This window comes from Psychromonas ossibalaenae ATCC BAA-1528 (assembly GCF_000381745.1).
In the GTDB taxonomy this organism is placed as follows: Bacteria; Pseudomonadota; Gammaproteobacteria; order Enterobacterales; family Psychromonadaceae; genus Psychromonas; species Psychromonas ossibalaenae.
Map to the genome: position 1 here is coordinate 13587 of NZ_KB906973.1, position 13822 is coordinate 27408.

Genomic DNA, 13822 nt, shown 5'->3' on the forward strand with positions numbered 1-13822 from the left:
ATGCCGCATAAGCCGACCCTGGCAAAACCGAACCGCTCATTTCGCTTATCGAGCCTGTTAATTAGAATTATTGAAAAATTTACAGGCTCAACGATTTCGGCTGAAGGACTGGAAAACCTGCGTACTAACCCTACCTTGTTTGTGGTTAATCATTTCACCCGTATGGAAACGGCATTAATGCCTCAGGCCTTGTATAAATTTAACGGCCAGATGGTGCATTCTTTGGCGGACAGCTCACTTTTTGTCGGCCCCTTTGGTCGTTTCCTTGAGTCTGTGGGAGCGCATCCATTAAATCTAGAAGGGCGGGATGAGAAAATAATATCGGAACTGATGAGTGGTACCTATAACTGGGTTATTTATCCGGAAGGTTCGATGATAAAAAATAAGAAAGTCGTCGAAGGTCGTCGTCTGCAGCTGCGTCTGCCGAATTCTGTACGTGCTCCTCATACCGGCGCCGCTATTTTAGCGCTGAAAACATTTTTGATGAAGCAGGAGTACAAAAGAGCGATTGCAGATAATAATGAAGAGCTGATTAACTATTATCAGGAAACCTATAATCTTTATGGACCGGGAGATCTTGCTCCGCAGGATTTATGTATTGTTCCGGTTAATATCAGTTATTACCCGCTTCGTCCGGGTAAAAATTTGTTGTCAACCGGGGTGCAGCTGCTGCTTAAAGATATTCCGCCGGAGGTTGAAGAAGAGCTGCTGGTTGAAGGAAGAATAATATTAGAAGAGTGTGATATCTCAATCTCTTTTGGTCATCCTATTGATGTCCGCAGTTTTACCCGGCCTTATCGGCGTTTTTTCAGGTATTGTCTGCCGTTTTTATCTGCATCCAAAACGATGGACTGGCTGATGGTGATTATGCGTCATCGCCTTACCCGCATTTTTATGTATCGAGTTTATAACCGTCTGGCCATTAATATGGATCACCTGATCGCCACCGCTTTACGTTATGTGCCGGATAACGGCATGGCGGAAGAAGATTTTAAGAAAGTGATATATCTGGCGATTATTCTGATCAAAAACAGGAATAACCGTCGGGTTCATCTAAGCCTTCGCGAGGGCATTGTCAGTCTTGTCTGTGATGAGCCTTACCTGCCCTATGACAAAATGATGAAACTGGTGGAGGCAGAAGGCGCCGCGGTAAGGGAGAACGGCAGTTTGTTTGTTGAACAGAATAAAATAGCCAAACCTTCCCATTTTCACCGCATGCGCATTGAGAATACCACCAGTGTATTAGCTAATGAATTTGAGGTGATGAGGAAGTATGTCAGCGCTATTAAAAAGCTGACCAGAAGTTCAGGGCTCAAGCTTTCTAAACAGGTGGCGGAAACGGCTGCAGAAAGAGACCGCTCTATTTATGAAGCGGAAAGAATGCGTTCTTTTGAACAAAACTGCACAAAAAGCAGAGAAGTGGGTAAGCCACTGCATCTTAAAGGTGACGCAGCTAAACCAGGAATTGTATTGGCACATGGTTTTCTTGCTTCTCCTGGTGAGATGCTTGAGCTAGGTGGCTATCTGAACCGGTTAGGTTACGGGGTTTATCTGGTACGCTTAGCTGGTCATGGCACTCATCCGAAGGAACTAGATACTGCGACAGTTAAATCCTGGTTAGAATCATTTAAACGGGGATATGCCGTTCTCTCTCATTACCACATTAAAGTGGTGCTTGGCGGTTTTTCGGCCGGGGCTCTGCTTGCTATTCTAAAAAGCTGCGGAGATGCGAAAAAAGTGGCGGGAGTTGTGGCTATTAACCCGGCGTTAAATTTACGTCAGAAGTCCGCACAGTTCTCTCCTCTTTTACACAGCTGGAATAAGATGATGGAAAGTGTTTCCTTTGCTGACGGGACCTTGAAGTTTGTTGATAATGATTCTGAAAGCCCAGACTGCAACTATCAGCAGATATATATCGGCGGTCTGCGCCGTCTGCTGGAGCTGCAGGATCTTTGCCGGGAGAAACTGCCTGAGGTTTGTGCTCCTCTGCTGATAGTGCAGGGAAGTGAAGATCCTGTTGTGGATCCGTCCGGTGCAGTGGAAATTCTGGATAAGGTGAGATCGCCTCGTAAAAAGCTTGAGGAGATTGTTTTTAAACGACATGTCATTGTACGGGGCAAGGCAAGCCTGGAAGTATTTAAGCTTATTAAGAAATTTTTAGAAACTGTTTAAAAATTGAAAACGGTATTTATCCAGGTTCTTAACTTTTCGCTGATCGATTTCAATCCCCTCCGATTTTAATAATTCTACTTTTCTGGTTACACCCAAAGCATACTGGCCTATTTCACCTGTGCTTTTCACCACCCGGTGACAGGGAACAATTATCAGATTTGGATTATTAGCCATCGCATTGCCTACCGCCTGATAAGCCTTGCAGTTAAGCGCATGGGCAATATCCCCGTAGGTAACAACTTTACCTTCGGGGATCTGCTTTAATAAGTCATAACATAACTCATTAAAAGTTTTCATTTTAAGCAATGCTCTGTGCTTCGGCATCGGTCAGGTAGCGCCATTCACCCAAGTCAAGTGAACTGTCAAGCTCTATCCCGCCGATTTTCTCACGATGTAACTCCACTACATGGTTACCGATTGCAGCAAACATGCGCTTCACCTGATGGTATTTACCTTCACTGATAGTCAGTAGTACTTCTGTTTCAGAGATGATCTGCAGTTCAGCAGGTAAGCAAGGTTTGCTTTCGCTTTTCAGCTGGATGCCTTGTTTAAATAAAGCGACTGCATCTTCACTAATTGGCGCATCAAGACCGACACGATAGCGTTTAGGGCATTTATTTCTCGGGCTGGTTACTTTATGTGACCATTGACCGTCATCTGTAATCAGTGTTAATCCTGTCGTGTCTGCATCTAGTCTGCCGGCAATAAACAACTGTTCGCGTTTTTCTACATCAATTAGATTTAAGATACTTGGAAGCTGTTCATCGACCGTTGAACAGATAAAGTCAGCTGGCTTATTAAGCATGATGTAACGTATGCCGCGTACATTAATTACTTTTCCATCAAAACTGATCTGTTCATTTTTAGATACTTTATAAGCAGTGCTGCGGATCGTATCTTCTAAACTGCTGACGCGGCCTTGGGAAATCGCTTTTTTAGCCTGGCTTCTAGTTAAAGCGGTTGACTGGCAAATGTATTTATCTAATCGCATTAATTTCTTCTTATTTGAGATTAACTGGCAAAAGTTAATTGTATGGTGATCATTTTCAAGTTCGACTGGCAGGCTCTATATGCCGGTTGAAATAGAGTTTAACACTAAATAGCCGATTGCGTATTTAACTAACTGTCGAGCAGTTTATTATATATAAGCTTAATTAGACCAGCTGTTCAACGACGCTTTCGATTAATAACCGGACGTTTTCTTTCGGGCCACTCTCTATCAATATTCATATTCGGCGGTGAAATAGATTTAGGCTGCTTGACTGCTTCTGGAGCTTGTTGTTTCTGGATTGTCTGCATGTAGGTTTCACGTTCAGCAGTAATTGATTCACGTTTTTCTTCCGGCAAATTCTGCCAGTGATTATTTAAACTGTGCTTTAAAGCTGAAAGTGCAAGAGCTGAGTCTGGCTGCTTATCACCCGGTATGTTGTTTTTGATATGTTCGGCAATCTTTTTCTGTTTATCTCCGTCAAGAGAGCTCCACCACTCTTTTAGCACCAGGTCCCATTGTTGGTCAGAATAACAGCAGTCGTGATGATGGTGAGACCAGTAATAGTAATAATCATCATACCACCAGTCGCTATTGTTATAGGCGCGGTTTTGCGTATCACTGCATGCGCTGAGAAAAAGAGTTAACAGGGATATGCATAATATATTTTTAAGTGTCATGGAATTGCCCTTAACTGTAACTGTTTAATCGTTTCTTTTAACTGAACCTGTGCCTGTTTTTTACCGCTGTAGTTGTGTTTTTTACATACTTCTGACCAGCTGTTGTTTTGTAATATTTTTTGTACCGCAAGAGACTGCTGCTCTTTACTCAAGTTATGCAGTGGGGTATTAAAAAGCAGTTCTATAAGCGCCTGCTCAACATATTCGTAAGGACGGTTACCCTCAATGTAACTAAGTAGCTGCCTGTATGATGAAGTTGTTTTTGAAAATTCATCTAATAGACCTAAAACAAGTTCGGCTTCTATATGCTGCAGGTGTCGACTCAACTGGACTGGAAACTGTAATTGAAACTGTTTCTGCACAGCCCTATGTAATGTTTTTCCCTTTGCGGACAGAGGCAGGTTAACAATCACTGAATGCGTGCCGCTGCTGCTGTCCCGGGTAGAGCCTATACGTAAAACGGTAAATGACTGACGCTGCCAGAATGTCAGTAAATCAGCTGTTGCCCCAAAACTGGCACAGATGTGATCATAGTGACTGTTTTCTGCCCAGTTAATTAAGCTACTTATGAACCGTTTACCTAACCCCTGGTGCTGACAGTCAGGATGAACTGCAATTCGCTGGATACGTGCGTAAGACTCGCAGGCTGCTTCTTTAAATGCGCAGTGAAAAGTCAGGGATTGAGCGATTAGATTACCTTGTACACGACGAGTTCCCTGCCATATTTTAGCTGAAATCTGTTTATCAAAACCACCTTCTTCATTGATAAGCGTTACCGCGAGGAGCTGCTCATTCTGTTTAATAATAAATATATGCAATGAGGGATCATTAAGCAGTTTTTCTAAATCTGAAGGTTTAGTCTGGTAATGCGCCAGTACTAATAAAGAAAAAACTTCGCGTAGAAGCATTTTATCTGCAGCCAGCTGCAAAGCGCTTAATTTATTAAATTGGATACTATGTTTATAGTTATATAGCGGTTTTTCGCAGGGGCTTTTTGTTAAACATAAGCTGTTCAGGGTGAAGTTTTCCACAGGATCGTTGTCTGCCCAGCGTATAGGCTGGTCTAAGTGAAGCTGACGCCACTGCGGTGCAATTTCATTTAACCGCTTCTGAAAGCGCAGCGCAAAACCCCGTCCGGATCCTTCATAGCCATGTTGAGTTGTGGCGAAAACTACCCGTGAATAATGCTTTACTAGTGTCTCGAGTGTCGGTACCGGTAAAGCCGCCGCTTCATCAATTATCAGCAGATCACATTTGGGTCTATCCGCCAGCAGGCTGTCGGGAGCGATAAATTCGATAGATTTATCATCCTCAATTATGGCGAAGAAGTTATTCTCGCTGCTGGTTAATATTATACCTGCGTGTTTAAAAAGCGTGGCGGTTGCCTGTTTGTTTGGTGCGCAGACTAAAATACGTTTACTGCCGCTTTTTAATAATTCTGCTGCTGCTATACCGAGTGAAGCTGACTTACCACGCCCCCTGTTTGCAGTTAATACAAGAGGGCGTCGCCGATGGCCGGTTACTGTTTTAATGGCGGCTTTGACTGCCGTCCGCTGCTGTACCAGATTAAGCGGGTTGTTTATTTTGCGATCAGAGATATCACTGCCGAGAGCGGGAAAGGGGTGATCCTGTCGGATTGTTATAAAATTATGTTCAGACAGCTGCGAGTTTATGTACTGATAGAAAAGATCATCAGATCCTATTGTAGTCGGACAAAGTAGAATTAATAAACCACCGCCGCGCAGTGTCCCTTCGCAAGCAGCAAAAGCGTTGGCATCAAAGTGGTCAAGGGCATTAATGATCAGTAATGATGTCTCTCGTCCAAGTATCTGCTTAAAAGAGGTGCTGCAGATTGTATCTGGAGCAGTGCCGCACCAGAAGTAGGGCTGTGACAGCTGCTTAACTAACAGCTGTGCTTGTGATAAACACCAGTCGGGCTCACCCTGTAAGCGCACTAAGCGTCGGTGGTTATCAGCCGCCGCAAGGTGCTGGAGTTTATTTGCAAATGAAAGAAGTGAGAGCACAGCAGATCCTGTTCAATGAAGCATCAATAAGGGCAGTATACCACCGTAAAACAAACTTTAGAGGTGCGCCCAGCAGGCAGAGAAAGATAAGCTCGACTGAAAATACCATACAGGAGATCCTTATGTGTATATTTTAAACAAAACTGTAATAAAAACTTGCATTGGTGCACAAATACTATAATATGCACCGCTCTTACCGATATGGTAAGCGGGCAATAAGCCCATAACCATGTTATTAGGTTATCAAAATGACTCCCGATTGGGGAGCGACTAGTTTGAATAAGCACTTGAGATCTATCTTGTATAGGTTGTCAGGTGTTTGTTTGTATGTTGTATTTTTAACTATTGGAGTTTTGGTCCATGCAGAACCAAAGAATCCGTATCCGCCTTAAAGCTTTTGATCATAAATTGATCGATCAATCAACGGCGGAGATCGTTGAAACTGCAAAGCGCACAGGTGCTCAGGTACGTGGTCCTATCCCACTACCAACTCGTAAAGAGCGATTCACTATTCTGGTATCACCGCATGTAAATAAAGATGCACGTGACCAGTATGAGATTCGCACTCACAAGCGCTTGATTGATATCGTAGAACCAACTGAAAAGACTGTTGACGCACTGATGAAGCTAGATTTAGCTGCCGGCGTTGATGTTCAAATCAGCTTGGGTTAGAAGGAGTTATAACAATGACAATCGGTCTAGTAGGTCGTAAAGTTGGCATGACTCGCATCTTCACTGAAGATGGTGTTTCTATCCCAGTTACAGTTCTTGAATGTTCACCAAACCGTGTTACTCAAGTTAAAACACTTGATACTGATGGCTACCAAGCTATTCAAGTAACAGCTGGCTCAAAAAAAGCTAGCCGTGTAAACAAGCCGGAAGCTGGTCACTTTGCGAAAGCAGGTGTAGAAGCTGGCCGTGGTCTGTGGGAGTTTACTCTTGCTGACAACGAAGGTGCAGATATCAAAGTTGGCGCTGAGCTAAGTGTTGAGCTTTTCAACGAAAATACGAAAGTAGATGTCACAGGTCAGTCTAAAGGTAAAGGTTTCCAAGGCGGCGTTAAGCGCTGGAACTTTTCTATGCAAGACGCAACTCACGGTAACTCATTATCACATCGTTCAAATGGTTCGATTGGTATGTGTCAAACTCCGGGTCGTGTTTTCAAAGGCAAAAAAATGTCTGGCCACATGGGTGCTGAGCGTGTTACGACTCAAAACCTTGAAGTTGTTCGCGTAGACGTTGAACGCAACTTACTGCTCATTAAAGGTGCAGTACCAGGTGCGAAAAACGGCGATGTGTTCATTAAACCTGCTGTTAAAGCATAACCAAGGATTTAGTAATGGAATTGGTATTGAAAGATGCACAAAGTGCACTTGAAGTTTCTGACGCTACCTTTGGACGTGAATTCAACGAGGCCCTAGTTCATCAGGTAGTCGTTGCATATGCAGCTGGTGCTCGTCAAGGTACTCGTGCTCAGAAAAACCGTAGTGATGTTCGTGGTGGCGGTAAGAAGCCATGGCGTCAAAAAGGTACTGGCCGAGCTCGTTCAGGTACAATCCGCAGCCCTATCTGGGTTGGTGGTGGTGTTACTTTTGCTGCGCGTCCACAGGACCACAGCCAGAAAGTAAACAAAAAAATGTATCGCGGCGCAGTGAAAAGCATTCTGTCTGAATTAGTTCGTCAGGATCGTCTAATCGTTGTTGAACAATTTAGTGTTGAAGCTCCTAAAACTCAGGAACTAAAAGCTAAATTAAAAGAACTGGATCTTAAAGATGTTCTAATCATTACTGAAGAATTAGATGAAAATCTATTCTTAGCAGCACGTAACCTCTACAAAGTAGACGTTCGTGATGTTCAAGGTATTGATCCAGTTAGCCTAATCGCATTTGATAAAGTTTTAGTAACTGCAGATGCAGTGAAAAAGATTGAGGAGAGCCTAGCATGATCAGTGAAGCACGTTTACTGCAAGTTATCCTAGCCCCGCATATCTCTGAAAAGGGAACTTTATCTGCTGAAAACCATAACACTATGGTATTCAAAGTTGCAGGTACTGCGACTAAAGCAGAAATCAAAGCGGCAGTTCAGAAACTGTTTGAAGTCGAAGTTACTGGTGTTCGCACACTGAACGTGAAGGGTAAAACCAAGCGTACAGGTCAACGTATGGGTCGCCGCAGCGACTGGAAAAAAGCATACGTTAGCCTGGCTGAAGGTGCTGACATCGATTTCGCTGGCGCTGAATAGAGGAATTATAGATGGCTATTGTAAAATGTAAGCCTACGTCTCCAGGTCGTCGCCACTTAGTTAAAGTGGTAAATAACGATCTGCACAAAGGCAAGCCATACGCACCGCTTTTAGAGTCTAAATCTAAATCTGGTGGTCGTAATAATGGCGGTCGTATTACGGTTCGTCACATCGGTGGTGGTCACAAGCATCACTACCGTATTGTTGACTTTAAACGTAATAAAGACGGTATCCCAGCAAAAGTAGAGCGTTTGGAATATGATCCAAACCGTAGTGCAAACATTGCACTAGTACTTTACGCTGATGGTGAGCGTCGCTACATCCTGGCTCCTAAAGGCCTGGTTGCTGGTGATTCAATCCAGTCTGGTGAAGATGCATCAATCAAAGTGGGTAACTGCTTACCGATGCGTAATATCCCAGTGGGTACAACAGTACATGCTGTAGAAATGAAACCTGCTAAAGGTGCACAAATTGCACGTTCAGCTGGTGCATACAGCCAAATTGTAGCTCGTGATGGTGCTTACGTTACTCTACGTTTACGTAGTGGTGAAATGCGTAAGATCCCTGCTGAGTGTCGTGCAACAATCGGTGAAGTTGGTAATGCAGAACACATGCTGCGTCAACTAGGTAAAGCTGGTGCTACGCGTTGGCGTGGTGTTCGCCCTACCGTTCGTGGTGTTGTAATGAACCCGGTAGATCACCCACATGGTGGTGGTGAAGGTAAAACAAGTGGTGGTCGTCATCCTGTTTCTCCTTGGGGTATGCCAACTAAAGGCTACAAAACTCGTAAGAACAAACGTACTGATCAGTACATTGTTCGTCGTCGTAATAAGAAATAAGCAGAGGTATCGCCATGCCACGTTCTCTCAAGAAGGGTCCTTTCATTGACCTACACTTGCTGAAGAAGGTAGAGAAAGCGATGGAAAGCGGTGAGAAAAAGCCAATTAAGACTTGGTCTCGTCGCTCAATGATCATTCCAGATATGATTGGTCTAACCATCGCTGTCCATAACGGGCGTCAACACGTGCCAGTATTTGTAACCGATGAAATGGTTGGTCAAAAACTGGGTGAATTTGCACCAACTCGTACTTACCGTGGCCATGTCGCGGATAAGAAATCGAAGAAATAAGGGAAATTATGGAAGCTTTAGCTAAACATTTATTCGCTCGTTCTTCGGCACAGAAAGCGCGTCTGGTAGCAGATCAAGTACGTGGTCTTCCAGTAGAAAAAGCACTAGAACTTTTATCTTACAGCCCTAAAAAAGCGGCAGTACTAGTTAAAAAAGTTGTAGATTCTGCAATTGCAAACGCTGAGCATAATGAAGGCGCGGATATTGATGAGCTAGTAATCAGCAAAATTTGTGTTGATGAAGGTCCAACGATGAAACGCATCATGCCGCGTGCGAAAGGCCGTGCCGATCGCATCATGAAGCGTTCTTGCCATATCACAGTTGTGGTATCAGACAGGGGTTAAACAATGGGACAGAAAGTTCATCCTAACGGTATTCGCCTAGGTATCACTAAAGCATTTAGCTCTACTTGGTATGCAGGCAAGAAAGATTTCGCAGATAACTTATTCAGCGATCACGAAATCCGTAAATTCTTAACAGAGAAACTGAAAAATGCTTCTTTGTCTAAGATTACAATTGAGCGTCCGGCTAAAAGTGTTCGTGTGACTATTCACACTGCACGTCCAGGTGTTGTAATTGGTAAAAAAGGCGAAGATGTTGAGAAGCTACGCACAGCTATTGCTAAAATGGCAGGTGTTCCAGCTCAAATCAACATTTCAGAAGTTCGTAAACCTGAACTTGACGCAAAACTAGTAGCAGATTCTATCTCTTCTCAGTTAGAGCGTCGTGTAATGTTCCGTCGTGCTATGAAGCGTGCGGTACAAAATGCTATGCGTCTAGGCGCTAAAGGTATTAAAGTTCAAGTAAGTGGTCGTTTAGGTGGTGCAGAAATCGCACGTGCTGAATGGTATCGTGAAGGTCGTGTACCTCTACATACTCTTCGTGCTGATATCGATTACTCAACTTCAGAAGCGCTTACTGTTTACGGTATTATCGGTGTTAAGGTTTGGATCTTTAAAGGTGAAGTTCTAGGTGGTTTACCACTACAACAAGAACAACAGCCATCTAAACCAAAGCGCAAAAGCCGCGGTAAGTAGGAGATACGCTAATGATGCAACCAAAACGTATGAAGTTCCGTAAAATGTTCAAAGGCCGCAACCGTGGTCTTTCGAAAGGTACGGAAGTAAGCTTTGGCGAATTTGGACTAAAAGCTGTCGGTCGTGGTCGAATTACTGCTCGTCAAATCGAAGCAGCACGTCGTGCAATGACTCGTCATGTAAAACGTCAAGGTAAAATCTGGATCCGCGTGTTCCCTGATAAACCTATTACCGGCAAACCGTTAGAAGTTCGTCAAGGTAAAGGTAAAGGTAACGTGGAATATTGGGTTGCTCAAACCCAACCAGGTAAAGTTCTTTATGAAATGGAAGGTGTTCCAGAAGAATTGGCTCGTGAAGCATTTGCTCTAGCAGCTGCTAAACTGCCATTGGCAACAACTTTCGTAACTCGTAAGGTGATGTAATGAAAGCTAACGAACTTAAAGAAAAAAGCGTTGAAGAGCTTAATGCTGAACTTCTAAACCTATTACGTGAGCAGTTTAACTTACGTATGCAGTTAAACACAGGTCAGTTAGCACAGGCACACTTGGTAAAACAAGTACGCCGTGACATCGCCCGTGTTAAGACAGTATTAAATCAGAAGGCAGGTGCGTAATGAGCGAATCTAAAACTCGTACTCTTCAAGCAAAAGTAATCAGTGCAAAGATGGATAAATCTATCGTTGTTGCTATCGAACGTAAAGTGAAGCACCCGTTATACGGTAAATTCATGAAGCGTACGACTAAGTTACATGCGCATGATGAAACTAACCAGTGTAGTGAAGGCGACGTTGTATTAATCAGCGAATGCCGTCCACTTTCTAAGACTAAGTCTTGGACATTGGTAGAAGTGGTAAGTAAAGCTTAATTCAAATTAAGCCTTATTTGCATATTTGAAAACGGCGCTCATTTAGAGTGCCGTTTTTTTAGACTATCTTTCTATAAAAGTTGGTGGTATGATGCCGCTCCCTTCAAGAAAGGGAACACAACTCTTAGAAAGTAATTTAGCTAAATATAGCGGAGCACTGTAATGATCCAAATGCAAAGTGTGCTGGATGTCGCCGATAATTCAGGCGCTCGACGCGTAATGTGTATTAAGGTCCTTGGTGGCTCGCATCGCCGTTATGCAGCAATCGGTGACATCATCAAAGTTTCTGTAAAAGAAGCAATTCCTCGCGGTAAAGTGAAGAAAGGTGATGTTCACACAGCTGTGGTTGTGCGTACCAGAAAAGGTGTACGTCGTCCCGATGGTTCTGTAATTCGTTTTGACCGCAACGCTGCGGTTATGTTGAATGCACAAAACCAGCCAATCGGAACACGTATCTTTGGCCCTGTAACTCGTGAACTTCGTAATGATAATTTTATGAAGATCGTTTCACTTGCGCCAGAAGTACTGTAAGGAACCGAAAATGGCAGTAAAAATTAAATGTGATGACGAAGTAATTGTTATTACCGGTAAAGATAAAGGTAAAACTGGAAAAATTTCTAAAGTTTTATCTAACGGTAAAGTAATTATTGAAGGTGTAAACACTGTTAAGAAACACCAAAAGCCAAACCCGCAAGCGGGCGTAACTGGTGGTATTATCGAACAGGAAGCACCGATACAAATATCAAATGTTGCGATCTACAACTCGGAAACGGGTAAAGCAGATCGTGTTGGATTTAGACTTGAAGACGGCAAAAAAGTACGTTTTTTCAAATCTAATAATGAACTTGTGAAGTAACTGGAGTTTACGATGGCGAAACTGCATGATTTCTATAAAGACAACGTGGTGTCTGATTTGCAAACGCAATTCGGCTATACGTCTGTCATGCAAGTCCCTCGAATAGAGAAAATCACCCTTAACATGGGTGTTGGTGAAGCACTGGCTGATAAAAAAGTCCTTGAGAACGCAGCGTCAGATATGGCAGCAATCTCAGGTCAAAAGCCGGTAATCACTAAAGCACGTCGCTCAGTGGCTGGCTTCAAAATTCGTGAAGGCTACCCGATTGGTTGTAAAGTAACACTACGTGGTTCGCGTATGTGGGAATTTTTTGAGCGTTTGGTAACAATCGCTATTCCACGTGTACGTGATTTCCGCGGCCTGAATGCTAAGTCATTCGATGGTCGTGGTAACTACTCTATGGGTGTACGTGAGCAAATCATTTTCCCTGAAATCGATTACGATAAAGTTGATAAAGTACGTGGTTTAGATATCACAATTACTACTTCAGCTAAGACTGACGAAGAAGGGCGTGCATTGCTTACTGCCTTTAACTTCCCATTCCGTAAGTAAGGTGTAAGTTATGGCTAAACAATCAATGAAAGCGCGTGAAGTAAAACGTGCGAAGCTAGTTGTTAAATTCGCAGAAAAACGTGCGGCTTTAAAAGCAACTATTAATGATATCAATGCAACTGACGAAGCTCGTTGGGATGCAGTGTTACAGCTTCAAACGCTACCTCGTGATTCAAGCCCAGTACGTAAACGTAATCGTTGTAACGTAACTGGACGTCCACATGGTTTTCTTCGTAAATTTGGCATGAGCCGTATTAAGGTTCGTGAGCATATGATGCGCGGAGAAATCCCTGGCCTTAAGAAAGCCAGCTGGTAATCAATTAAATCACGGAGTAAATAGTTATGAGCATGCAAGATCCTATTTCGGATATGCTTACGCGTATTCGTAACGGTCAAGCAGCAAGCAAAGTGTCTGTAAAGATGCCTTCTTCTAAGCAAAAAGTTGCAATTGCAGCTGTGCTTAAAGCAGAAGGTTATGTTACTGATTTCGTTGTTGCTGGTGACACAAAGCCTGAATTAGAAGTTACTTTAAAGTACTTTGAAGGCAAAAAAGTTATCGATACTTTAAAACGAGTTAGCCGCCCAGGTCTACGTATCTACAAAGGTGCATCAGATCTTCCTAAGGTTATGGCTGGTTTAGGTATCGCGATTGTTTCAACTTCTCAAGGTGTAATGACTGACCGAGCTGCGCGTAAAGCAAGCATCGGCGGTGAGATCATCTGTTACGTATCTTAAGGAGTAATCTATGTCTCGTATAGCTAAGGCACCGATTACTGTTCCTGCTGGCGTAGAAGTTAAAGTAAACGGTCAAGAGATCACTGTAAAAGGTGGTAAAGGCGAATTAGTTCGTACTCTTAATGATGCTGTTGTTGTTAAACTTGAAGAAGGTGTAGTTACATTTGCACCGGCTGAAGGCGTTAAAGATGCCTGGGCACAAGCAGGTACTGCTCGTGCTAACGTTAACAATATGGTTGTAGGTGTAGCTGAAGGCTTTAAGAAGACTCTTCTTCTTCAAGGTGTTGGTTACCGTACACAAGTTAAAGGCCAAGAAATTAACCTAACATTAGGTTTTTCTCATCCTGTTGTTTACACATTACCTAAAGGTATTTCTGCGACGGCGCCAAGCCAGACAGAAATTATCATTGAAGGTTCTGATAAACAGCAAGTTGGTCAAGTAGCTGCAGAGATTCGTGCATTCCGTCCGCCAGAGCCTTATAAAGGTAAAGGTGTTCGTTACGCTGATGAAAATGTGCGTCGTAAAGAAGCGAAGAAAAAGTAA

The 13822-nt window shown here is 43.2% G+C and carries 22 protein-coding genes; 18 read left to right on the top strand and 4 right to left on the bottom strand.

Features of this window, described 5'->3' with window-relative positions:
• Positions 1 to 2172, top strand: a complete 2172-nt coding sequence (locus G327_RS0105040; protein ID WP_019613670.1) for an alpha/beta fold hydrolase — start codon at positions 1 to 3, stop codon at positions 2170 to 2172.
• Here G327_RS0105040 and G327_RS0105045 read toward each other — a convergent pair.
• The 4 genes from G327_RS0105045 to G327_RS0105060 form a co-directional block, all read right to left on the bottom strand.
• The gene (locus G327_RS0105045) at positions 2158 to 2469 is read right to left on the bottom strand and encodes an MGMT family protein (protein WP_019613671.1); all 312 of its coding nucleotides are present in this window, start codon (positions 2467 to 2469) and stop codon (positions 2158 to 2160) included. The two genes, G327_RS0105040 and G327_RS0105045, sit on opposite strands and share 15 nt — an antisense overlap.
• 1 nt (position 2470) lies before the next feature.
• Positions 2471 to 3163 carry a 16S rRNA pseudouridine(516) synthase RsuA gene (gene rsuA / locus G327_RS0105050; RefSeq protein ID WP_019613672.1) on the bottom strand — a complete coding sequence of 231 codons (693 nt, stop codon included), beginning with the start codon at positions 3161 to 3163 and terminating at the stop codon, positions 2471 to 2473.
• A 176-nt stretch (positions 3164 to 3339) separates the two neighbouring features.
• Positions 3340 to 3840, bottom strand: a complete 501-nt coding sequence (locus G327_RS0105055) for a hypothetical protein (protein ID WP_019613673.1) — start codon at positions 3838 to 3840, stop codon at positions 3340 to 3342.
• Entirely contained in the window at positions 3837 to 5864 is a 2028-nt protein-coding gene (locus tag G327_RS0105060; RefSeq protein ID WP_019613674.1) for a tRNA(Met) cytidine acetyltransferase TmcA, read from the bottom strand. Before G327_RS0105060 ends, G327_RS0105055 begins: the two co-directional genes overlap by 4 nt.
• A 360-nt stretch (positions 5865 to 6224) precedes the next feature.
• On the opposite strand from G327_RS0105060, the gene rpsJ reads away from it, so the two are divergent.
• The 17 genes from rpsJ to rplF all read left to right on the top strand — a co-directional run bounded on the left by rpsJ (position 6225) and on the right by rplF (position 13822).
• Positions 6225 to 6536, top strand: a complete 312-nt coding sequence (gene rpsJ, locus G327_RS0105065; RefSeq protein WP_011771756.1) for a 30S ribosomal protein S10 — start codon at positions 6225 to 6227, stop codon at positions 6534 to 6536.
• Positions 6537 to 6550: 14 nt separating this feature from the next.
• Entirely contained in the window at positions 6551 to 7189 is a 639-nt protein-coding gene (gene rplC / locus G327_RS0105070) for a 50S ribosomal protein L3 (protein ID WP_019613675.1), read from the top strand.
• A 14-nt stretch (positions 7190 to 7203) separates the two neighbouring features.
• Positions 7204 to 7809 (top strand): 50S ribosomal protein L4, encoded by a 606-nt coding sequence (rplD, locus tag G327_RS0105075; protein WP_019613676.1) that lies wholly within the window; start codon positions 7204 to 7206, stop codon positions 7807 to 7809.
• On the top strand, positions 7806 to 8105 hold the full coding sequence (gene rplW, locus G327_RS0105080) for a 50S ribosomal protein L23 (RefSeq protein WP_019613677.1): 300 nt from the start codon (positions 7806 to 7808) through the stop codon (positions 8103 to 8105). The genes rplD and rplW overlap by 4 nt, the downstream gene beginning before the upstream one ends.
• 11 nt (positions 8106 to 8116) lie before the next feature.
• Positions 8117 to 8944, top strand: a complete 828-nt coding sequence (gene rplB, locus G327_RS0105085; RefSeq protein ID WP_019613678.1) for a 50S ribosomal protein L2 — start codon at positions 8117 to 8119, stop codon at positions 8942 to 8944.
• Between the two features lie 14 nt (positions 8945 to 8958).
• Positions 8959 to 9234, top strand: coding sequence for a 30S ribosomal protein S19 (gene rpsS, locus G327_RS0105090; protein WP_019613679.1), 276 nt, complete (start codon positions 8959 to 8961; stop codon positions 9232 to 9234).
• Positions 9235 to 9242: 8 nt separating this feature from the next.
• Positions 9243 to 9578, top strand: coding sequence for a 50S ribosomal protein L22 (gene rplV / locus G327_RS0105095; protein ID WP_019613680.1), 336 nt, complete (start codon positions 9243 to 9245; stop codon positions 9576 to 9578).
• Between the two features lie 3 nt (positions 9579 to 9581).
• On the top strand, positions 9582 to 10271 hold the full coding sequence (gene rpsC / locus G327_RS0105100) for a 30S ribosomal protein S3 (protein WP_019613681.1): 690 nt from the start codon (positions 9582 to 9584) through the stop codon (positions 10269 to 10271).
• 11 nt (positions 10272 to 10282) lie between these two features.
• Positions 10283 to 10693, top strand: a complete 411-nt coding sequence (gene rplP / locus G327_RS0105105) for a 50S ribosomal protein L16 (RefSeq protein ID WP_019613682.1) — start codon at positions 10283 to 10285, stop codon at positions 10691 to 10693.
• Positions 10693 to 10884: a 50S ribosomal protein L29 gene (gene rpmC, locus G327_RS0105110; protein ID WP_019613683.1), complete on the top strand. Its 192-nt coding sequence runs from the start codon at positions 10693 to 10695 to the stop codon at positions 10882 to 10884. The genes rplP and rpmC overlap by 1 nt, the downstream gene beginning before the upstream one ends.
• Positions 10884 to 11135: a 30S ribosomal protein S17 gene (rpsQ, locus tag G327_RS0105115; protein WP_019613684.1), complete on the top strand. Its 252-nt coding sequence runs from the start codon at positions 10884 to 10886 to the stop codon at positions 11133 to 11135. Before rpmC ends, rpsQ begins: the two co-directional genes overlap by 1 nt.
• Positions 11136 to 11297: 162 nt before the next feature.
• Complete coding sequence (rplN, locus tag G327_RS0105120) at positions 11298 to 11666, top strand: 50S ribosomal protein L14 (protein WP_019613685.1); 369 nt, start codon at positions 11298 to 11300, stop codon at positions 11664 to 11666.
• 10 nt (positions 11667 to 11676) lie between these two features.
• Entirely contained in the window at positions 11677 to 11991 is a 315-nt protein-coding gene (gene rplX, locus G327_RS0105125; protein WP_019613686.1) for a 50S ribosomal protein L24, read from the top strand.
• A gap of 12 nt (positions 11992 to 12003) precedes the next feature.
• Positions 12004 to 12543, top strand: a complete 540-nt coding sequence (gene rplE, locus G327_RS0105130) for a 50S ribosomal protein L5 (protein ID WP_019613687.1) — start codon at positions 12004 to 12006, stop codon at positions 12541 to 12543.
• A 10-nt stretch (positions 12544 to 12553) separates the two neighbouring features.
• Positions 12554 to 12859, top strand: a complete 306-nt coding sequence (gene rpsN / locus G327_RS0105135; RefSeq protein ID WP_019613688.1) for a 30S ribosomal protein S14 — start codon at positions 12554 to 12556, stop codon at positions 12857 to 12859.
• Positions 12860 to 12885: 26 nt separating this feature from the next.
• A complete protein-coding gene (rpsH, locus tag G327_RS0105140) occupies positions 12886 to 13278 on the top strand; it encodes a 30S ribosomal protein S8 (RefSeq protein WP_019613689.1) in 393 nt (130 codons plus the stop codon).
• A gap of 10 nt (positions 13279 to 13288) precedes the next feature.
• Positions 13289 to 13822, top strand: a complete 534-nt coding sequence (gene rplF / locus G327_RS0105145; RefSeq protein WP_019613690.1) for a 50S ribosomal protein L6 — start codon at positions 13289 to 13291, stop codon at positions 13820 to 13822.